The organism is Variovorax sp. Root318D1 (assembly GCF_001424835.1).
Taxonomy (GTDB): domain Bacteria; phylum Pseudomonadota; class Gammaproteobacteria; order Burkholderiales; family Burkholderiaceae_C; genus Variovorax.
This window is the reverse complement of the sequence record NZ_LMCQ01000013.1, coordinates 29,495-49,363: the sequence shown is the minus strand read 5'-3', so window position 1 is coordinate 49,363 and position 19,869 is coordinate 29,495. Positions and strand designations below refer to the sequence as shown.

Annotated in this window: 18 protein-coding genes; 5 read left to right on the top strand and 13 right to left on the bottom strand. The window is 63.7% G+C overall.

Annotated elements, in window-relative coordinates:
• Positions 1–438 precede the first annotated feature (438 nt).
• The 5 genes from parS (at position 439) to groL (ending at position 5,547) form a co-directional block, all read left to right on the top strand.
• The gene (parS, locus tag ASC78_RS27055) at positions 439–1,059 is read left to right on the top strand and encodes a type II RES/Xre toxin-antitoxin system antitoxin (RefSeq protein WP_082517527.1); all 621 of its coding nucleotides are present in this window, start codon (positions 439–441) and stop codon (positions 1,057–1,059) included.
• Positions 1,056–1,568 (top strand): RES family NAD+ phosphorylase, encoded by a 513-nt coding sequence (locus ASC78_RS13915; protein ID WP_055802296.1) that lies wholly within the window; start codon positions 1,056–1,058, stop codon positions 1,566–1,568. Before parS ends, ASC78_RS13915 begins: the two co-directional genes overlap by 4 nt.
• Before the next feature lie 651 nt (positions 1,569–2,219).
• A complete protein-coding gene (locus tag ASC78_RS27450) occupies positions 2,220–3,155 on the top strand; it encodes a hypothetical protein (protein ID WP_157634451.1) in 936 nt (311 codons plus the stop codon).
• A 418-nt stretch (positions 3,156–3,573) separates the two neighbouring features.
• Positions 3,574–3,864, top strand: coding sequence for a co-chaperone GroES (locus ASC78_RS13905; RefSeq protein ID WP_018907465.1), 291 nt, complete (start codon positions 3,574–3,576; stop codon positions 3,862–3,864).
• A gap of 30 nt (positions 3,865–3,894) precedes the next feature.
• Complete coding sequence (gene groL / locus ASC78_RS13900; RefSeq protein WP_055802291.1) at positions 3,895–5,547, top strand: chaperonin GroEL; 1,653 nt, start codon at positions 3,895–3,897, stop codon at positions 5,545–5,547.
• A gap of 68 nt (positions 5,548–5,615) precedes the next feature.
• Here the strand turns inward: groL and xylB are convergent, their stop codons facing one another.
• From xylB to tal, 13 genes are all read right to left on the bottom strand, one after another.
• The gene (gene xylB, locus ASC78_RS13895; RefSeq protein WP_055802289.1) at positions 5,616–7,088 is read right to left on the bottom strand and encodes a xylulokinase; all 1,473 of its coding nucleotides are present in this window, start codon (positions 7,086–7,088) and stop codon (positions 5,616–5,618) included.
• 44 nt (positions 7,089–7,132) lie between these two features.
• Complete coding sequence (locus ASC78_RS13890; protein ID WP_200934312.1) at positions 7,133–8,071, bottom strand: AraC family transcriptional regulator; 939 nt, start codon at positions 8,069–8,071, stop codon at positions 7,133–7,135.
• Positions 8,072–8,084: 13 nt separating this feature from the next.
• Positions 8,085–9,053 (bottom strand): carbohydrate kinase family protein, encoded by a 969-nt coding sequence (locus ASC78_RS13885; RefSeq protein ID WP_055802285.1) that lies wholly within the window; start codon positions 9,051–9,053, stop codon positions 8,085–8,087.
• 20 nt (positions 9,054–9,073) lie between these two features.
• Positions 9,074–9,745, bottom strand: coding sequence for a transaldolase family protein (locus ASC78_RS13880; protein WP_055802283.1), 672 nt, complete (start codon positions 9,743–9,745; stop codon positions 9,074–9,076).
• Between the two features lie 287 nt (positions 9,746–10,032).
• A complete protein-coding gene (locus ASC78_RS13875; protein ID WP_055802281.1) occupies positions 10,033–10,821 on the bottom strand; it encodes an L-iditol 2-dehydrogenase in 789 nt (262 codons plus the stop codon).
• Positions 10,818–12,206, bottom strand: coding sequence for a D-arabinitol 4-dehydrogenase (dalD, locus tag ASC78_RS13870; RefSeq protein WP_055802279.1), 1,389 nt, complete (start codon positions 12,204–12,206; stop codon positions 10,818–10,820). The genes ASC78_RS13875 and dalD overlap by 4 nt, the downstream gene beginning before the upstream one ends.
• Positions 12,207–12,293: 87 nt before the next feature.
• On the bottom strand, positions 12,294–13,331 hold the full coding sequence (locus tag ASC78_RS13865) for an ABC transporter ATP-binding protein (protein ID WP_055802277.1): 1,038 nt from the start codon (positions 13,329–13,331) through the stop codon (positions 12,294–12,296).
• 17 nt (positions 13,332–13,348) lie between these two features.
• Positions 13,349–14,173, bottom strand: a complete 825-nt coding sequence (locus tag ASC78_RS13860; protein ID WP_055802275.1) for a carbohydrate ABC transporter permease — start codon at positions 14,171–14,173, stop codon at positions 13,349–13,351.
• A 5-nt stretch (positions 14,174–14,178) separates the two neighbouring features.
• The gene (locus tag ASC78_RS13855; protein ID WP_055802273.1) at positions 14,179–15,036 is read right to left on the bottom strand and encodes a carbohydrate ABC transporter permease; all 858 of its coding nucleotides are present in this window, start codon (positions 15,034–15,036) and stop codon (positions 14,179–14,181) included.
• Positions 15,037–15,172: 136 nt separating this feature from the next.
• On the bottom strand, positions 15,173–16,483 hold the full coding sequence (locus ASC78_RS13850; RefSeq protein ID WP_055802271.1) for an ABC transporter substrate-binding protein: 1,311 nt from the start codon (positions 16,481–16,483) through the stop codon (positions 15,173–15,175).
• A gap of 230 nt (positions 16,484–16,713) precedes the next feature.
• Positions 16,714–17,043: a DUF805 domain-containing protein gene (locus ASC78_RS13845; RefSeq protein ID WP_055802270.1), complete on the bottom strand. Its 330-nt coding sequence runs from the start codon at positions 17,041–17,043 to the stop codon at positions 16,714–16,716.
• A 125-nt stretch (positions 17,044–17,168) separates the two neighbouring features.
• Complete coding sequence (gene pgi / locus ASC78_RS13840; protein ID WP_055802267.1) at positions 17,169–18,731, bottom strand: glucose-6-phosphate isomerase; 1,563 nt, start codon at positions 18,729–18,731, stop codon at positions 17,169–17,171.
• Between the two features lie 2 nt (positions 18,732–18,733).
• A complete protein-coding gene (gene tal, locus ASC78_RS13835) occupies positions 18,734–19,693 on the bottom strand; it encodes a transaldolase (protein ID WP_055802265.1) in 960 nt (319 codons plus the stop codon).
• Between the last annotated feature and the right edge of the window lie 176 nt (positions 19,694–19,869).

Sequence of the window (19,869 nt, the reverse complement as noted above, 5' to 3'; positions counted from 1 at the left end):
ATCCCCTGCCTTAAAAATGAGCAGGGTAGAGTTTTACGTGGGTCAGTCTTAGACGGAAATTAGTGCGTTAGCCGGGTCAATTTTCGGTGGCAATCAACATGGGACGTGTTTTTCATCCAAATTTGAGCCAAATAAGGAAAGAATTTTTATCCACCCTTGCCCCGTTTCCGCGGCCCCTGTGTGCAATGACGTGGCATGCATCAGCTGGGTCAAGTCACATGAAAAAAGCGGATCAATACGAGTTCTACCGAGGCAGACGTTTACGCGCTAAATAAGTTGAGTTCTGTCGCTTCGACGTGGCAAAGAGGATATGGGCTCAGCTGATTGAACTTGATCGCGATGATTTGACGCCATCGCGAGCAGGAATTCATCAGTGCCTTACCCTCGAACGACTCGCTCGCCTCGAACGAGGCAAAATGTCAGCTCAAAGGAGCCACCATGTCCAGCACGGAAGCCACGAAAGAGTTGCCGGGCTCGTTCCCGCTCGAGAAACCAAACGACGATTTCGAGTGGCTACATCACGCGTTCACCACTGGGAAACGCATTGGGACCAAAGCGCTCGGCGCGCGGCAGGTCAGCGGCCACCGCCGCGGTGTTGAGATTTTGGACTTTGGCGGGAATAGTTTCGTCATCGTCGACTTCCGCAAGTTTTACGAGGCCGATCCTCTAGAGCAAGTCAACATCGTCAAAAGAGGGGTGAATGCACGCATGGTCGACGTCCTCGCCGCCTCGATGCAGATGCCAAAGGAGAAGCTGATCGGCACGCTAGGCTTAGCTAGGGCAACGATACAGCGGAAGAGCAGCCAGCAGACAGCGTTGTCGAGCGAGGAATCCTCTCGGGTCATGGGCGTGAGCAAGCTCATTGGCCAAGCGCAGGCCATGGTGGAAGAGTCGGGCGCACCAGAGGATTTTGATGCGGCGACATGGGTCGCCCAATGGTTGGATCAACCGCTGCCCGCCTTGAATGGGCGTCGGCCGGGAGACTTGATGGATACGGCAGAAGGCCAAGCTATGGTGTCACAGTTGCTCGGGCGACTGCAAAGTGGCGCGTACGTATGACGGTCAGTGTCTGGCGGATCGCATCGGAGACACCGGACTACACGGCCGAGGGCCTAGGTGGCAAAGGCGCTGAAATCACGGGCGGGCGCTGGAACCGACCGGGCATGCCAATGGTCTATAGCGCGACCAACATCGCGTTGGCTGCGCTCGAGACGGTGGTCCACCTCAATGCCGGGGCACTCCCATTAAACCGCTTGCTTGTACGAATCGACATTCCAGATGACGTCTGGTTTATGCGCACGAACGGCGATGTCAACCTGCTCGCAGTCGGCTGGGACGTCCTCCCAGCGGGAAAAGTGTCACTGGACATTGGCGATGGATGGTTGCGAAGCAATCGCACCGCGCTTTTCGAAGTGCCCTCAGCGATCGTGCCCGAAGAGACAAATGTGCTCATCAATCCGCGGCACGCCGACGCAGGAAGGATCACCGCCGTGAAAACAAGACGATGGACCTACGACGGTCGCCTCACGTTCGGGGTCGCGCTAGCTTCGCGCGGCGGCAAGAAATGAGAAACCATTAGCGACTCGCCGGATCCCCCTTGGGGCGCTGAGGTCGGCGTTGATCAGCTTGGCTCACTCATCGGGCGCTTGAAGCTTCACCCCTAGTTGAGTCTCTCCGAAAGAGACTTCCACTGCCTAGCCTTGTCACAGACATGCGCGTTCTCTGCTATCGGAAAAGTTGTCACTCGGACATACGGAACGAGGGTTACCGGCTCGACCGCCAAGCTCCGAATGACAGCCGTCCCATCGCCGATGTCTGTCAGATCCACAAAGGTGTCAGCCGCCACCGTATCCACCGCTCTTGGGAGCCCGCCTTCATCGAGTGCCACCACAACTACCAAGTCACGCATCGTGGGGGCGTATTCACCTCGAAGTTTCTCCTGAATCAAAGCGATGGTGGCAGGGGGAACGGGCGCCCCGGCCTCCCACCGTTCCCATGACCGACGTGATGCGAGAGCAAGCGTACGCGCTGCCGCTGTTGTAGAAAGATTTAAGAAGGTCCGCAAAGTGAAGAGTGCTTTCGCGGAAGCGGGAAGGTTAAGGTGGCCCCCCCCAGGGGCGTCGTTTGGGGCATTCATGCGTGATCCTAGTGTGACATCCGGCGGCGCCAGAAAACACAATTATGCCGTTTTTTACAATAATGCGCAAACGCGACAGACTATGCAACAACAGCAGGGAAGTCATCCACAACATGCGGCTTACGAGCGGTCCCAAGTCCGCGGGATCGAACGCGTGCTGCGTCGACAAGTGTTGGCAACCGATTGGGCTTGGAATTGGCGGTTTTATCGACGAGTAAGCTGGGCAATCGTCGCTGACAAACTGGAGGAACGCTTTAGGTGTGCGGCCATAGAAGCGGCCGCGACGATGCCATGGGAGCAGCTATACGTGCACCGCGCGCACAGCGCAAGGGGAGTGAGTCTGTTCTACGGCGTGCATGACTTACAAGGCATCGTGGAGCACGACAAAGAAGTGGGTGCCTCGCTCGTCGTGTCGCAAGATTCACGCGGCGGAGTGATCGTGCTCTTCTTTCCCTTCGAGTCGTTCAACCTGCGCCTATCCAAGCCGAAAGTGATATGGCGAGCCTTAGCGGGACCTGCCGATTTAAGCGATGCGGTGATTCGGTCAATGCTGCGCGATTTCATCGTCTATAGCCGTGCAAGCTCAGGTTTGATGGCGCCGATGTGGAGAGACCGTCGCCGAGTTGCGATACTTGAAGACCGAAGCCGACGACTGGAAGGCGGCTATGCGCGAACAGGTGTGCGCGGCACCGCCGTCGCTGCACTAGTGGTTGGATCCCTTGCAACGGTTTCTCTTCTTGGAGCGTGGATCGCAACCGAAAAGGCGGCATTTGAGCCGATCGCCGGCCTCGTGGCTCTCGGTACTGGTTGGATCGCGGCCCTAGTGCAAAAATTGGGAGGCGCCATGGACCGCGCAATGTCCAAAGCGCTTGAGATCGAAGCAATTGAGAGGGAAGAACGCGATCGACGACTTGAGCAAAAACGCGCAGCAATTGATAAAGAGAGGGCAAGGCGATCGTCACAGGCAGCAGCCCTAGATGGGACCAGTAGCAACGTGCTCGACGGCTGCATCCAGTAGAGAAGTGTCGATCGGGGCTCAATCCGAACAGCAAGACCTCGAAATCGGCGATATGGAGTAGTCACCACGAAACGCGGAACTCTGGAGAGACCTCTACATTGCCTCAATGAAAAGCGAACGATCGTGCAGTTTTAGCTTAGCTGAGAACCGCCTCTCGTCGAGATCAAACCAGACAAGGGTCGGCTGCCGGGCTCCTAGCCAGAACCTTGAAGAGTTGCATGTCGAGTGGCGCAGAGTTGAATGACCAGTGTCGTTCCGCAACTGCTGGCCGGCCTCCCGGCCTTGAAAGTCTGCCGATTGCCCTTATGATTAGCACTCGCTGTAGATGAGTGCTAACAAGCCCTCGACCAGTCGATGGGCTGCCGGTCTCCCCCGCCCGGCACCCGACCACAACCCCGTTTCTTATTCAGGAGATGCAATGAAACTTCGTCCTTTGGCCGATCGCGTGATCGTCAAGCGTGTTGACAGCGAAACCAAGACCGCCTCTGGCATCGTCATCCCCGACGCAGCCGCCGAAAAGCCCGATCAGGGTGAAGTCCTGGCCGTGGGCCCGGGCAAGCGCACCGACAAGGGCGACCTGACCGCACTGACCGTCAAGGTCGGCGACCGCGTCCTGTTCGGCAAGTACAGCGGCCAGACCGTCAAGGTCGATGGCGACGAACTGCTGGTCATGAAGGAAGACGACCTGTTCGCGGTCGTCGAGAAGTAATCCATCCATCCCCATTCGGAGAAATAAAACATGGCAGCAAAAGACGTAGTCTTCGGCGGTGAAGCCCGCGCACGCATGGTCGAGGGTGTCAACATCCTGGCCAACGCAGTCAAAGTGACCCTGGGCCCCAAGGGCCGCAACGTGGTGCTCGAGCGCTCGTTCGGCGCCCCCACCGTCACCAAGGACGGTGTGTCGGTCGCCAAGGAAATCGAACTCAAGGACAAGCTCCAGAACATGGGCGCCCAGCTCGTGAAGGAAGTGGCTTCCAAGACTTCGGACAACGCCGGTGACGGCACCACCACCGCGACCGTGCTGGCACAAGCCATCGTTCGCGAAGGTTTCAAGCTGGTGGCTGCCGGCATGAACCCGATGGACCTGAAGCGCGGCATCGACAAGGCTGTCACGGCCCTGGTCGCCGAGCTGAAGAAGGCTTCCAAGCCCACCACCACCTCGAAGGAAATCGCTCAAGTCGGCTCGATCTCGGCCAACAGCGACGAAACCATCGGCAAGCTCATCGCTGACGCGATGGACAAGGTCGGCAAGGAAGGCGTGATCACCGTCGAAGACGGCAAGTCGCTGGACAGCGAACTCGACGTCGTCGAAGGCATGCAGTTCGACCGCGGCTACCTGTCGCCCTACTTCATCAACAACCCCGAGAAGCAATCGGCGTTGCTCGACAACCCCTTCGTGCTGCTGTTCGACAAGAAGATCAGCAACATCCGTGACCTGCTTCCCACGCTGGAACAAGTCGCCAAGGCTGGCCGTCCCCTGCTGATCATTGCCGAAGAAGTCGAAGGCGAAGCCCTGGCTACCTTGGTCGTGAACACGATCCGCGGCATCCTGAAGGTCGTGGCTGTCAAGGCTCCTGGCTTCGGCGACCGCCGCAAGGCCATGCTCGAAGACATCGCCATCCTGACGGGCGGCAAGGTCATCGCTGAAGAAGTGGGCCTGACGCTCGAAAAGGTGACGCTGGCTGACCTCGGCCAAGCCAAGCGCATCGAAGTGGGCAAGGAAAACACCATCATCATCGACGGTTCGGGCGCTGCTGCCGACATCGAAGCCCGCGTGAAGCAAGTGCGCGTGCAGATCGAAGAAGCCACGAGCGACTACGACCGTGAAAAGCTGCAAGAGCGCGTGGCCAAGCTGGCCGGCGGCGTTGCAGTGATCAAGGTTGGCGCTGCCACCGAAGTCGAAATGAAGGAAAAGAAGGCTCGCGTCGAAGACGCCCTGCACGCCACCCGCGCTGCAGTGGAAGAAGGCGTTGTGGCTGGCGGCGGCGTGGCTCTGCTGCGTGCCAAGCAAGCCGTGGGCGACTCGATCAAGGGCGAAAACGCCGACCAGGACGCCGGCATCAAGCTGGTGCTCAAGGCCATCGAAGCACCCCTGCGCGAAATCGTGAACAACGCCGGCGGCGAAGCCTCGGTGGTTGTGAACGCTGTGCTCGCAGGCAAGGGCAACTACGGCTTCAACGCTGCCAACGACACGTACGGCGACATGCTCGAGCTGGGCATCCTGGACCCGACGAAGGTCACCCGCACCGCGCTGCAAAACGCAGCATCGGTCTCCTCGCTGCTGCTGACGACCGAAGCCATGGTCGCTGACGCACCGAAGGACGAAGCCGGTGCCGGCGGCGGCATGCCCGACATGGGTGGCATGGGCGGCATGGGCGGCATGGGCATGTAATGCCCGGCTGAGCACTGCTCACCAACAAGAAGGGCCGCGAAAGCGGCCCTTTTTTATTGCCCGTCGTATTACTGGAATTGGCTTTGCAGCGCGACGTACAGCTCCTGGAATCGCGCATGCCGCGAGCTGTGCAAATCCACATCAACCGCCGACGGCACGAGCTGCTGCCTCACTGGCGGCAGCGTGCACACCTCGGCAACGGTGCCGCCATCGGCCAGCCAGGCAAGGCGCGCCGCGCCAAGCGCGCCGCCCGTTTCGCTGCCCGCGTACAGCGTGAGCGGCACCTGGAAGATGTCGGCCAGCAACTGGCCCCACCACACGCTGCGTGCACCGCCGCCGACCAGCGCGACTTCGCGCAGCGGCATGTCGGCAGGCAAGCGCAGGGTGTCGAATCCGTCGCGCAGCCCGAAGCTCACGCCTTCGACCACGGCATAGGCGATCTCCGCCGGTCCATGCGCATGCGTCAATCCGAACAGCGCGCCCTGCGCATGGGGGTTGTTGTGCGGCGAGCGCTCGCCCGACAGGTACGGCAGGAACAACGGGCACCGTTGGCGTCGTGACAGCTCGACCGACGCGGCCGCTTCGAGCAGCGCGGCCTCGTCGGCAAAGCCGAATGTCCTGGCGGCCCAGCTCACTGCGCTTGCGGCCGAAAGCATCACCGACATCTGGTGCCAGCGCTTGGGCAGCGCGTGGCAGAACGCATGCATGGCCTGCGCCGGGTTCGGCAGAAAGCGGTCGGTCGAGACGAACACCACGCCCGAGGTTCCAAGCGAGACGAAGCCCTGCCCCGGCTCCACCAGCCCCATGCCGACGGCGCTCGCGGCGTTGTCGCCTGCGCCACCGGCAATGCGCACTGGAGAGCCGCTGCCGACGCCCCAGCGCGCCGCATGTTCGGGCTTGAGCTGCGCCGACACTTCGCTGCCCTCGACCAGCCGCGGCATGTGGTCGCGCGTGAGCCCCGTGGCCGCAAGCAGTTCGTCGGACCAGTCTCGCGCACCGACGTCGAGCCACAGGGTGCCGGCGGCGTCGGACATCTCGCTCACGGCCTCGCCGCTGAGCATGAAGCGCAGCCAGTCTTTCGGCAGCAGCACGCGCGCCGTGCGATTGAAGATTTCAGGCTCGTGTTCGCGCACCCACAGCAGCTTGGGCGCGGTGAACCCCGGCATCGCCAGGTTGCCCGCGATCTCTCCCAGGCGCGGCACGGCGCGGGTGAGCGCCTCGCACTGCGCGCCGCTGCGCCCGTCGTTCCAGAGGATGGCGGGACGCAGCACCTCGTCCGCCGCATCGATCAGCGTGGCGCCGTGCATCTGGCCCGAGAGGCCGATGGCACGCACGGCAGAGAGCGCTTCGGCATGCGCCTGCCGCAGTTCGGCCATGACCCGTTCGAGAGCCTGCCACCACTGGCTCGGCGATTGCTCCGACCAGAGCGGTTGCGGCCGATCGACCGTGAGCGGTGCGCGTGCCACGCCGACGATGCTGTGATTGTCGGCAAGCAGCAGCGCCTTGAGCTCGGACGTGCCGAGGTCGAGTCCCAGATACAAGATGGTGCTCCCTGATTGCGCCTTGAAAGCGGGGCGTCTCGACCTCAGCCGAATCGGGTGTCGGCCTGCCGCCGGAATTCGCTCGGGGTCATGCCCTTGATTTCAAGGAAACGCCGGTTGAAGTTGGCGACGTTGTTGAAGCCGACCTGATAGCAGATGTCGGTCACGTAGTGGTCGGTCTGCATCAGCAGATGGCAGGCGCTGTTGATGCGCACGCGATTGACGAAGTCTGTAAAGCTGTTGCCGGTGGAGCGCCGGAAGAAGCGGCTGAAGCGGCTCTCGCTCATGCCGAGCTCGGCCGCCACGTCGGACATCGAAATGGACTCCGCCAGGTTCGCGGTGATGCGATTGACGATGCCGTTGATCTGGTCGACCTGCGCATCGCCATCGGCGCCCTGCGCGCCCTGCATCTGCACGCTCGACAGCAGCCGGTAGTCGGTGCATTGCGCCAGGTCGGCCATGAACTCGAAGAACAGGCCGAGCCGGCGCATGCCGCGCGCGGCCTTGATGTTGTCCCAGTGCGTTAGCGCCTGCTGCGACATGCCGAAGAACTCGATGCCGTGCCGCGCTCGTTCGAACAGCTGCATCACCTCGCGCAACTCGGGAATCTCCTCTGCCGCGCGTTCGATGGGCTCGTGGCGGAACTGGATCACCCGGTCGCGCCCCGCAGCGCCGCCTTCGGGCACTTCGAGAGAGATCCAGTTGTGCGGAAGCCGCGGCCCGCAGAGCACCAGGTGGCCGGGCTGGAACGGCCCGATCCAGTCACCGATGAAGGCCTTGCCCGAGGTCTCGGTGATCAGGTGCAGTTCGTAGTCTTCATGGAAATGCCATCGCACCAGCGGGCTCGGAAAGCCGTGCGCAAGGCATCGCACCAGGCCGGTTTCGGGTGCCTCGTAGCCCAGCGATGGGGAGCGCGCAATGTCGCGCTCCAGTTCGGGTTGGCGCTGACGGGGAATCGAGCGCTTGCGTGTGATCGTGGTCATGGCAGCACGGGGGTCAGGACTGGGATAGGGCGGGCCCATCGTCTTGCTGCGCCAGCGCGGCGCGAACCGCTTCGAGCGTGGGTGGATCGGCCCCTTCGCGGGTGCAGTTCAGGGCAGCGGCCGTGGCCGCGAAGCGCATCACCTGACGCCAGGCTTCATCGGCCAGTTGGCCGAGTTGCGCCGGATGCTCAACGCCCTGCGCAAGCAGCGCGACCGATAGCCCCGCCGTGAAAGTGTCGCCCGCGCCGATGGTGTCGACCACCTCGATGCGCGGCGCCGCCACGGTGAGCGGGTCGTGCCCCGTGCGCCAGAGCGTGGCGCCCGCGCCGCCCCGCGTGACGATCACCGCATGCGCGCCGGCTCGCAGGCACTCCGCCGCCAGCGCATCGACCGGCTGGCCCGGTGCCAGCAGTTCGGCGTCCTCGTCGCTGAGCTTGACGAGGTCGGCCATTGCAAACCAGTCCATGACGCGCACGCGGTACTCCGCCATGTCGGGAATCAGGCTGGGCCGCACGTTGGGGTCGAACACGATCACGCGCCGCCCCGCGTTGGCCGTGACGAGGTCGGCAATGCGCGAGGCCGCTGGCTCCTGCAGCAGCGAGATGGAACCGAAGTGCAGAAAGCGGCAGTCCGCCGGGAGCTGCGGCAGCGGCTCGGGCGCCCAGGTCGCGTCGGCGCTGGCGCGCGTGTAGAACGCATAGCGGTTGGTTTGCGGCGTGCGCTCGACAAAGGCAAGGGTCGACGGCGCATCGCTGCGCAGGATGAAGCTCGTGTCCACGCCGTTGCGCTCGAGAAAGCGCAACAGGCGTTCGCCGAACAGGTCGGTCGACAGCTGGGTGAGAAAGCCGGTGGGTTCGCCCAGGCGCGCGCAGGCCACGGCGGTGTTGAGCGGCGAGCCGCCCTCGTGGCCCAGGAACGCGAGCGTGCCGGCCTCGCTGGCGGTGAAATCGATCAGGGCTTCGCCCGTGAGTGCAATGCGCATGGTTCTCGGATTCTCTTCTTTCAAGGCAAGGCGTGCGCGTCGGCCAGGAAGCCGCGCTCGGCGTCAAGCGTGGCAGGATGATCGAGCAGTTCGGCAAAAAGGCGCGGCGGAATCGTAATGGCCCCAACGCCCAGTTCCAGCAACGAAAGATACGCCTCGCGCGAGCGGATGCTCGCCACCAGGAGGCGCGTGCCGGACGAGGGCCGCTTAGCGACCAGCCTCTGCATCTGCGCGATCAGCGCCAGCCCGTCGATGCCGGCATCTTCGAGGCGCCCCAGGTAAGGCGCCGCATACGCCGCGCCCAGTTGCGACGCGAAGTGCGCTTGTTCGGGCGCATAGACGGCCGTCCACGTCACCGGCACTCCCTGCGCGATGAGCCGGGCGCCGGCATCCATGCCTTGGCGCGTGGCGGGAATCTTCACGACCAGCTGGCCCGGGTCAAAGTGAGACAGCAAGGCGCGCGCGTCTTCGAGCATGCCGTCGACCTCGCTCGAATACACCTGCGCCTGTACCTGCCGCGCGCCCATTTCTATGCAGCGTTTCAGCAAGCCGGGCAATTCGTTGCGGCCGATGCCGGCGCGCCGCAGCAGCGTGGGATTGGTCGTCACGCCGTGCACGACCGGATGCGGGAGACACGTCTTCAGCTCGGCCAGGTCGGCGCTGTCGAGGTACAGATGAAAGTCTTGGTTCATGAATTGGTTGCTTCAAAAGCAGCGGTGGTACTCCCCTCCGCGAATGTCCCCCGCCTTCGGCTCCTCCTTTATTTCGCTGCGGGGAGCACCCGGCGCCCTGTGCACTGGGGCACGCTGCTGGTGTCCCGCTGATCAACGACCGCTCTGACCAACGCTCACGCTGGCGGGGTGCCTTGCGCAGCGAAATAAAGGAGGAGGCCGCAGGCCGGGGGACATTCGCGGAGAAAGGTACCCCGTCGGCGGGAGCGCGCCCTGAACGCAGCACCTCATGCACAGCAAACTTCATCTCAGCTCATCACATTGCCGCCATCGACATTCAAGGTCTGCGCCGTGATGTAGCGCGCCTCGTCGCTGGCTAGAAACACCGCAGCACCCGCAACGTCCGCCGGCACGCCCATGCGGCCGAGCGGCACCTCGAGGCCGACGCGCCGCTTCTTCTCACCGGGCGGCAGCCCTTCGGCCTTGGCGAACAGGCTGTCGACATGGTCCCACATCGGCGTATCGACTACACCCGGTGCAATGCCGTTGACGCGAATGCCGTGCGGCGCCATGGCCAGCGCGGCACTCTGGGTGTAGCTGATGACCGCCGCCTTGGTGGCGCAGTAGTGCGACACCAGCGCCTCGCCGCGCCGCCCGGCCTGCGAGGCCATGTTGATGACCGAGGCGCCCTGCGTGCCGGCCTCGACCATGTGGCGCAGCACGGCCTGCATCACGAAGAACATGCCCTTCACGTTGACGGCAAAGAGCCTGTCGAAGGAAGCCTCATCGCTGTCGAGCAGCGGCGCAAGGTCGAACACCGCGGCATTGTTGAACAGCGTGTGGATGGGCCCGAAGGCGACCTGCGCCTCGGCCAGCATGTGCGCGATGGCCTGCGTGTCGGTCACGTCGGCCGCGATGTAGGCGAGCTTGTCGGGGTGTTGCTGCTGCAGCGCCCGCACCGCCTCGGGTGCCGCCACCGCGCGGTCGACCACGCTGCAGCGCGCGCCCTCGGCAATGCAGGCCTCGGCCACGGCCAGACCGATGCCGCCACCGGCGCCGGTCAGCAGCACATGGCGGTTCTTCAGACGTTCGCTCATATCGTTGCTCCTGGATTCACAAAATTTTCCACACGCCCGCTCGCACCGCGCACGGCGTCGATCAGCCGCACGTCGCCCACGACGGGGCCCCAAAGTCCGGCGTCCGAACACAGCGCGAGCACCGGATCGGCGGCATCGCAGATGGCGTGCGCCACGGCCTCGTCCATGCCCTGGTCCTGGTAGGCATAGGGCAATGCCCCGCGATGCCAGAGTTGCAGGAAGGCAAGGAACAGCGCGGGCAACATTGCGACGCTGTCGATCGGCTGCCCGGCGGCGAGCCGCTCGCGCACCGTGGGCGCGATGAAGCCCGGGATCTTCGAGAAACCATCGGCCGCCACGCGCTGGTTGGTGTCGCGGATCGCGGGGTTGCCGAAGCGGTCGAGCACCACGTCGCGATAGGCCGCGAGGTCGATCGGGCTTGGGCTGAGGCACGGGATCACGTCGTCAGTCACGTAGTCGTAGGCCATCTTTCGGATCGCCGCGTGGTGCGTGCCCTCGTGGATGAAGTTCAACCCGATCAGAGTGCCGGCCCAGGCGATGCAGCTGTGCGTGGCATTGAGGATGCGGATCTTGGCTTCCTCGTAAGGCTGCACCGACTCCACCAGTTCCACGCCCACGCGGCCCCAGTCGGGACGACCCGCTACGAAGTTGTCTTCGATCACCCACTGGATGAAGCTCTCGCCGGTGATCGCGGCCGCATCGTCGCGCCCGGTGGCGGCCTTCACGCGCGCGCGCAATTCGGGCGGCGGGCGCGGCGTGATGCGGTCCACCATCGCGTTGGGGCAGGCGGTATTCGCTTGCACCCATGCGAGCAAGTCGGCATCGCCGGCACGCTCGATGAACTCGAGCAAGCCGGCACGAAAACGGTCGCCGTTGTGGCGCAGGTTGTCGCAGTTGAGGAGCGTGACCCGGCCGGCCTCAGCGGCCTTGCGAGCGCGCAGGATCGCGCAGACGGCGCCGTAGATGGTCACGCCCTCGCCGCCAGCCTCGGTTCGGCGGGCTCGCTCTATGTCGGCCGCAAGATCGCCGAAAGACATGTCCAGATTGCCCTTGGTGTCGAGGTAATAGCCCGCCTCGGTCACGGTGAACGACACGATGCGCGTGGAGGGCGCGGCGCCGCGCGCGATCACTGCGGCCAGCGAGGGCTCCCATGGCAGCACTTCGCGAATGGCTTCGATCTGCTCGTAGCGGTACTCGCCTGCGGGCGACACAGTTTCGAGCGTGTAGCGGCCGCCCTGCGCCTGCAAGGCGGCAACCACGTCGGCCATATCGGGCCGGATGTTGGCGCCCGAAAGCGACCAGCGGATATCGCCCGCGTCGATCAACCGCTGAAGGTAGACGGCTTGGTGGGCCCGGTGGAACGAGCCGAGTCCAAGGTGTAGCACCGTGAACTCGGAAGGAGATGGCGGAGTTGGCCCATCAACGGGCGCTGCTGCAAGGGTCACGGGAAATGTCCGTAAGAAAAAGAAGAATCAAGCCGAGACCGCGCGGCCTTCGCGGTTGAACAGATGCAGCACCGAGGGATCGAGTTCGACTGCCACGTCATCGCCCGCATTGAGCGGCGTGCGCTCGTTCTGGCGCGCGATCAGCGGCACGCCGCCCACGTCGACGTGAATCAGCGTGTCGGCGCCCAGCGCCTCGATCAGTTCGACACGGCCCGGCACACCCGCAGCAGCGTCCTGCTTCGGATGCACGCGCAGGCCTTCGGGCCGCACACCCAGGAAACCGTCGTTCGGCAGGCGCCCGCCAGTGGCAGCGGAAAAACTCGAGATCGCGCTCGCCGCCACCATGTTCATCGACGGCATGCCGATGAACTGCGCGACGAACTGATTGGCCGGATGGTCATAGAGTTCGAGCGGCGTGCCGACCTGTTCGATGAGACCGTCCCTGAGCACCACCACGCGGTCGGCCAGCGTCATGGCCTCGACCTGGTCGTGCGTCACGTAGATGGTGGTGGCGCCGAGCGAGCGGTGCAGCTTGTGGATCTCGACGCGCGTGTTGCCGCGCAGCGCCGCATCGAGGTTGGACAGCGGCTCATCGAACAGGAACACCTTGGGCGCGCGCACGATGGCGCGGCCGATGGCAACGCGCTGCCGCTGCCCGCCCGACAAGTCCTTGGGTGTGCGGTCGAGGTATTGCGTGAGGTTGAGTGTCTTGGCCGCGTACTCGACCTTGGTCTTGATCTCGCTCTTCGAAACGCCCGCGAGCTTGAGCGCGAAGGACATGTTGTCGTAGACGCTCATGTGCGGATAGAGCGCGTAACTCTGGAACACCATCGCCAGGTCGCGCTTGCCCGAGGGCGCCCAGGTGATGTCCTTGCCATCGAGCAGCAGGTTGCCGCTGGTGATGGGCTCGAGCCCCGCAATGAGGCGCAGCAGCGTCGACTTGCCGCAGCCCGAAGGACCGACGAAGACGATGAACTCGCCCTTCTGGATCTCGAGATCGACGCCCTTGATGATGTTGACGTCGCCGAAGCTCTTCTTGATGTCGTTGAGTTGCAGGTAGGCCATGAGATGTCTCCCTTTCTTTACTTGACGGCGCCGAAGGTCAGGCCTTGCACCAGTTGCTTCTGGCTGAACCAGCCGAACACGACGATGGGCGCAATGGCCATCAGCGAGGCGGCCGACAGCTTGGCCCAGAACAGGCCCTCGGGGCTGGAGTACGAGGCGATGAGCGTGGCCAGCGTGCCGGCCTTGGCCGAGCTGAGGTTGAGCGCCCAGAAGGCCTCGTTCCAGCTCAGCACCAGGCACAGCAGTCCGGTCGATGCGAGGCCGCCGACCGACAGCGGCAGCACGACGTGGCGGAACTCGGTCCACAGGGTCGCACCGTCCATGCGCGCGGCCTCGAGGATCTCGTTCGGAATGTCCTTGTAGGCGCTGTAGAGCATCCACACCATGATCGGCAGGTTCGACAGCGTGAACACGATGGTCAGCGCGGTGAGCGAGTCGAGCAGGCCCGCGGTTTGCGCGAGCACATAGATCGGTACCAGCGCGCCGACGGCCGGCATCATCTTGGTGGAGAGCATCCACATCAGGATGTCGCGCGTCTTCTTCGTGCGAAAGAACGCCATCGAGTACGCGGCGGGCGCCGCGATCAAGAGGCCGATGATGGTCGAGCCCAGGCTGGTGATGAGCGAATTGCGCGCATACAGCAGGTAGTCGCTTCGGCGCTGCACTTCGCTGAAGTTGTCGAGCGTGGGTTCAAAGATGAAGAGAGGCGGCACGTGGATGGCCTGCAGCTCTGTCTTGAAGGCCGTGAGGAACAGCCAGCCGAGCGGGAAGAACAGCAGCAGCGCTGCGGCCCACGCGCCCGCGGTGCGCAGCAGTTGCGGGAGAAAATTGCTGGGTTGCATGGTCGTTAATCCAGGTTCTTGCCGATGATGCGGATCAGGAACACGGCCACGATGTTGGCCAGTACCACCGCGAACAGCGCACCGGCCGAAGCCACGCCCACGTCGAAATTCATCAGCGACTGCTTGAAGATCAGGTAGGTCATGTTGGTGCTCTCGTTGCCCGGGCCGCCATTGGTGGTGATGGCGATCTCGGCGAACACGCTGAGCAGAAAGATCATCTCGATCATGATCACCACTGCCATCGGCCGGCCGAGGTGCGGAATGGTCAGGTAGAAGAAGCGCTGGAATGCGCTCGCGCCGTCCATGCGCGCGGCTTCCATCTGCTCGCGGTCGAGCGACTGCAGCGAAGTGATGAAGATCAGGCACGCAAACGGCAGCCACTGCCAGGCCACCATGACGATCACCGAGAACAGCGGCACGTCGGTCAGCCAGTCGACAGGCTGCGCGCCGAAGAAGCGCCACACGTCGGCCAGGATGCCGTAGATGGGGTTCATCATCATGTGCTTCCACAGCAGTGCGTTGACCGCGGGCATGACGAAGAACGGCGAGATGAGCAGCACCCGCACGATGCCGCGGCCTGGAAAGGGTTCATTCACCAAGAGGGCGAGCAGCACGCCGAACACCACCGTGATGACGATCACGCTGCCGATCAGCATCAGCGTGTTCCAGGTCGCGGGCCAGAAGTCCGGATCGGTGACGAAGTAATGAAAGTTCTCGATGCCCGCGAACGTGCGCTCGCCGGGTTGCATGAGGTTGTAGTTCACGAACGAGAAGTACAACGTCATCGCGAGCGGCACGATCATCCACATCAGGAGCGTGAGCACGGCGGGCGCCATCAGGGCCCGGGGCAGGAGTCGGTTCATCTTTTGTTCCTCTCAGGCTGTTGCCCCCTCTCCCGCTTGCGGGAGAGGGTTGGGGTGAGGGCGTGCGACGGTGCTCATGGGCACGCCGCCCCCTCACCCTGCCCTCTCCCCGAGGGGAGAGGGGAAAGACGGCTTGCTACTTGTAGTACCCAGCCTTCTTCATCTCGCGCTCAGCCGCCGTCTGCGAGGTCTTCAACGCCTGGTCGACCGTGACCTTGCCCGACAGCGCCGCGCTCATCTGCTGCCCCACCGCCACGCCGATGGCCTGGAACTCGGGAATGGCCGCGTACTGCACACCGACGTACGGCGACTTGGGCAAGGTGCTGTCGCTGAGGTTGGCGGTGTCGATGGCCTTCTTCTCTGCCGCGGCGAACTTGGCGAGCTTCTGGAACTCGGGGTTCGCGTAGGTCGACTTGCGCGTGCCGGTGGGCACCGTGGCCCAGCCATGCTCCTTGGCGACCAGGTTGACGTACTCCTTGGAGGTTGCCCACTTCACGAACGTCTGCGCGGCCGCGCCCTTGGTCGAGCTGGCCGGAATGGCGAGGTTCCAGGTCCACAGCCAGTTGGCGCCCTTGGGGGTCACAGCCACGGGGGCCTGGGCAAAAGCCACCTTGTCAGCCACCTTCGACTGCTTCGGGTCGCTGATGAACGAGGCGGCGATGGTGGCATCCACCCACATGCCGCACTTGCCCTCGTTGAAAAGTGCGAGGTTCTCGTTGAAGCTGTTGGCCGAGGCACCGGGTGGGCCATAGGACTTCATCAGGTCGACGTAGAAATTGATCGCGTCCTTCCAGGGCTTGGTGTCGATCTGCGGCTTCCACTGCATGTCGAACCACTGTCCGCCGTTAGTGTTCACCAGCGTGGTCAGGAACGCCATGTTGTCGCCCCAGCCCGGCTTGCCGCGCAGGCACATGCCGTACACGCCGGCCTTCGGGTCGTGGATCTTGCCGGCCAGCTCTTTCACCTGCGCCCAGGTGGGCTGCTCGGGCATCTGGAAGCCGACCTTGTCGGCCAAGTCCTTGCGGTACATGAGCATCGAGCTCTCGCCGTAGAACGGCGCGGCGTAGAGCTTGCCTTCATACGACAAGCCGGCGCGGATGGCGGGCAGCAGGTCGTCGGCGTCGTAGGCGGCGTCGGTGGCAATGGGCTGGAGCCAGCCCTTCTTGGACCAGATCGGCGCCTCGTACAGTCCGATGGTCATCACGTCGAACTGGCCGCCCTTGGTGGCGATGTCGGTCGTCACTCGCTGGCGCAGCGTGCCTTCTTCCAGCGTGACCCACTTGAGCTTGATGTCGGGGTTGGCTTTTTCGAAGAAAGGGGTGAGCTTCTGCATCTCGATCATGTGGCCGTTGTTGACGGTCGCAATCACGAGTTCGGTGGCGGCCTGGGACAGGAGCCCCGTGCCGGCGAGTGCGAGGACGAGGCCCGCTTTCAGAAAACGCTTCATGTTGTCTCCTAGAGGTGAGCGACGCCCTGTGTCGGGTCGCCGTGGCCTGGATTCTGGAGAAACACGCTTGCGGCTTTGGTACTGCGTCAGGTCGCAATGGTACTTTCATGCACCAATTGGCTAGGATATTCCCTAGTTCACGCAATACAGCATGTAAGGCGTCATGCAAAAGGGCCGCATGCGCGGCCCTTGGGTGATTGTTCTCTGGCGCAGCAGGCGCCCGGGCAAGTTCAGGTGGCAGGCACTCCGTGCGGGTTGCTCTCCGGTTGCGAGGGCTGCACGTAGAAGTAGATCAGCACGAGGTTGACGATTGGAATGATCATCAGCAGCTGGAGCCAGCCGCTCTTGCCGATGTCATGCAGGCGGCGTGCGCCCACGGCCAGGGCGGGCACCAAAAAGCCCAGCGCCGCAATGAGGTACACGTACTCATGGATCAGGCTCGCCACGATGAGCACGACGACCTCCGCCAGCACGAACCACCAGTACTCCGAGCGCGATGCACGCCCGCTGAAATCGGCATATTTGCTGAAGCAGGTCTTGACCGCTGTTTGAAAGTCCATTGATCGACTCCTCTTGATTGTTCCCAGGGAAACTTCCCCGAGCCGATCATATCGACGGGTCTTTCAACTGCAAATTCGGCCATTGGTTCTCAAACCAACGGCCTATTGCCTCGCCCTTCGGCAAATCAGGCCCGGGGGCCCAGCCGTTTCAACAGCCCCGCCGTCGAGGCGTCGAGCCCCGTGACATCGCCGGACGCCAACCGCGGCTCGATGTCCTTGGCGAGCACCTTGCCCAGCTCCACGCCCCACTGGTCGAAGCTGTTGATGCCCCACAGCGCCCCGCTGGTGAACACGCGGTGCTCGTACAGCGCCAGAAAGGCTCCGAGCGATTCGGGGGTGAGCGTATCGAACACGAAGAAAGTGCTCGGCCGGTTGCCCGGAAAATTCTTGTGGCCGCCGGCATCGAGCTTGCCGACCATCAGCGCCTGCGCCTGCGCGAGCGCATTGGCCAGCAGCTTGGGGTGATGGCCGTCCAGGTCGTGGGCCGCATCGCGCACCGCCACGAATTCGAGCGGAATCACGTCGGTGCCCTGGTGCAGCATCTGGAAGTAGGCGTGCTGGCCGTTGGTGCCGGGCTCGCCCCAAAGCACGGGCGAGGTGCCCAGGCCGGCGGGCAACGGCGCGCCGCTGGCATCGACCTGCTTGCCGTTGCTCTCCATCTCGAGCTGCTGCATATAAGCCGGCAGGCGCTTCAAGGCGCTGTGGTACGGCGCGATGCCGCGGCTCGTGAAGCCGTGGAAATTGCGGTACCAGACGTCGAGCAGGCCGAGCCGCACGGGAAGGTTCTGCGCCAGCGGCGCGGTGCGGAAGTGCTCGTCCATGGCGTGCGCACCCGCCAGCAACCGGCGGAACCCATCGGCTCCGATGGCCAGCGCAATCGGCAGGCCGATGGCCGACCAGAGCGAATAGCGCCCGCCCACCCAGTCCCAGAAGCCGAAGGTGGTGTCGATGCCGAATTGCTTCGCGGCCTCGACGTTGGTGGTGAGCGCTGCGAAGTGGCCGGCAATGTCGGTGCCGCCCGACTGCTCGTACCAGCGCCTGGCCGAGAGCGCATTGGTCATGGTCTCGGCGGTGGTGAAGGTCTTGGACGCGATCAGAAACAACGTGTGCTCGGGCGCCAGGTCGCGCAGCACGCCGGCCAGCTCATGGCCATCGACGTTCGAGACGAAGTGAAAGCGCTTGCCCGGCGCCGCGAACTCGGCCAGCGCTAGCACGGCCATCTGCGGGCCGAGGTCCGAGCCACCGATGCCGATGTTGACCACGTCGGTGATGGTGTGGTCGCTGCGCACCGTCTCGGCGTAGGCCAGCATTGCGTCGAGCGTGGCGTGCACTTCGCGCAGTTCGGCCGCGGTGTTGCCCACTGCGGCGCCGGCCGGCGCGCGCAGCAGCGTGTGCAGCACGGCGCGGTCTTCGGTGTTGTTGATGTGCTCGCCGGCAAACATGGCGTCGCGGTGCGCTTCGAGCCCGCACTCGGTCGCCAGCTCCAGCAGCAGTTCTTCGGTGCGCGCATCGATCAGGTTCTTCGACAGGTCAGCAAAGACATGCGGAGCCTCCTGGCTGAAGCGCTCGAAGCGCCCCGCGTCGTCGACGAAGGCATGGCGAACGTCGAACTGCCGGCCTGCAGTTTCGAAGTAACTCTGCAGTTGCGCCCAGGCGGGCGCGCGGTCGCAGCGAAGGGTCATGGCCATGTTTACTTGCCGCTTTCCTGCATGAGTTTTTCGAGCTTCACGGCGTCGGCCGCAAAGGCGCGGATGCCTTCGGCCAGCTTCTCGGTGGCCATGGCGTCTTCGTTGAGCGCAAAGCGGAAGCCCGCCTCGTCGTAGCTCAGCTTCTCCATGGTCGCGGTTGCGGCGGCCTTCTTCGCGTCGAGCGCGTGCTCGAGCGGCGCGTCGTTCGCGGCCAGTTCGGCCAGGAGTTCAGGGCTGATGGTCAGCAGGTCGCAGCCGGCCAGGGCCTGGATCTGTCCCACATTGCGGAAGCTCGCGCCCATCACCTCGGTCTTGATGCCGTGCTGTTTGTAGTAGTTGAAGATTTCGCGCACCGACTTGACGCCCGGATCGTTTGCGCCCGCGCTGGCGGCCTCGTCCCACTTGGCGCCAGCTGACTTCTTGTACCAGTCGTAGATGCGGCCCACGAAGGGCGAAATGAGCTGCACGCCTGCGTCGGCACAGGCAACCGCCTGCGCGAACGAGAACAGCAGCGTCAAATTGGTGCGGATGCCCTTCTGCTCCAGGGCACGTGCCGCCTGGATGCCTTCCCAAGTGGAGGCCACCTTGATCAGCAGGCGCTTGCTCGTGTCAATGCCTTCAGCCTTGTAGAGCGCCACGATGCGCTCGCCGCGCGCAATGGTGGCGGCAGTGTCGAACGAGAGGCGGGCGTCGACCTCGGTCGACACGCGGCCCGGAATGATCGAGAGAATCTCAGCGCCAAAGCGCACCAGCAGGCGGTCGATGACCTCGTCCAGCGGTTTGCCCGCATGGTTCTTGACGGCTTCGTCCAGCAGCGGCCGGTATTCGGGCTTCTGCACCGCCTTCAGGATGAGCGACGGGTTGGTGGTCGCGTCCTGCGGCTTGGAAATGGCGAGTTGCTTGAAGTCGCCGGTATCGGCGACCACGGTGGTCCATTGGCGGAGAGCATCGAGTTGATTCATGTCGAAGATTATCCTGTGCGGGTGATGACAAGTCCTGCACGCAGTTGCGCTGAGGCCGATGTTTTCATGCGCACCGTAGCACGGGTTTTCGCCCCCACTGCGTCGGCCTGTAAGCGGCAGCGTCGTACGCCGCCTCGCCGCCCTACAAGTGCTGTGGTCCACCGCTGACGGCGGCA

Coding starts and splice junctions, on each gene's coding strand:
- ASC78_RS13850 (WP_055802271.1), bottom strand. CDS start 16,483: ATGAAGCGTTTTCTGAAAGCGGGCCTCGTCCTCGCACTCGCCGGCACG.
- ASC78_RS13890 (WP_200934312.1), bottom strand. CDS start 8,071: ATGACCACGATCACACGCAAGCGCTCGATTCCCCGTCAGCGCCAACCC.
- pgi (WP_055802267.1), bottom strand. CDS start 18,731: ATGGCCATGACCCTTCGCTGCGACCGCGCGCCCGCCTGGGCGCAACTG.
- ASC78_RS13855 (WP_055802273.1), bottom strand. CDS start 15,036: ATGAACCGACTCCTGCCCCGGGCCCTGATGGCGCCCGCCGTGCTCACG.
- groL (WP_055802291.1), top strand. CDS start 3,895: ATGGCAGCAAAAGACGTAGTCTTCGGCGGTGAAGCCCGCGCACGCATG.
- ASC78_RS13875 (WP_055802281.1), bottom strand. CDS start 10,821: ATGAGCGAACGTCTGAAGAACCGCCATGTGCTGCTGACCGGCGCCGGT.
- ASC78_RS13860 (WP_055802275.1), bottom strand. CDS start 14,173: ATGCAACCCAGCAATTTTCTCCCGCAACTGCTGCGCACCGCGGGCGCG.
- tal (WP_055802265.1), bottom strand. CDS start 19,693: ATGAATCAACTCGATGCTCTCCGCCAATGGACCACCGTGGTCGCCGAT.
- ASC78_RS27450 (WP_157634451.1), top strand. CDS start 2,220: ATGCAACAACAGCAGGGAAGTCATCCACAACATGCGGCTTACGAGCGG.
- ASC78_RS13845 (WP_055802270.1), bottom strand. CDS start 17,043: ATGGACTTTCAAACAGCGGTCAAGACCTGCTTCAGCAAATATGCCGAT.
- ASC78_RS13905 (WP_018907465.1), top strand. CDS start 3,574: ATGAAACTTCGTCCTTTGGCCGATCGCGTGATCGTCAAGCGTGTTGAC.
- ASC78_RS13865 (WP_055802277.1), bottom strand. CDS start 13,331: ATGGCCTACCTGCAACTCAACGACATCAAGAAGAGCTTCGGCGACGTC.
- ASC78_RS13880 (WP_055802283.1), bottom strand. CDS start 9,745: ATGAACCAAGACTTTCATCTGTACCTCGACAGCGCCGACCTGGCCGAG.
- ASC78_RS13915 (WP_055802296.1), top strand. CDS start 1,056: ATGACGGTCAGTGTCTGGCGGATCGCATCGGAGACACCGGACTACACG.
- ASC78_RS13885 (WP_055802285.1), bottom strand. CDS start 9,053: ATGCGCATTGCACTCACGGGCGAAGCCCTGATCGATTTCACCGCCAGC.
- parS (WP_082517527.1), top strand. CDS start 439: ATGTCCAGCACGGAAGCCACGAAAGAGTTGCCGGGCTCGTTCCCGCTC.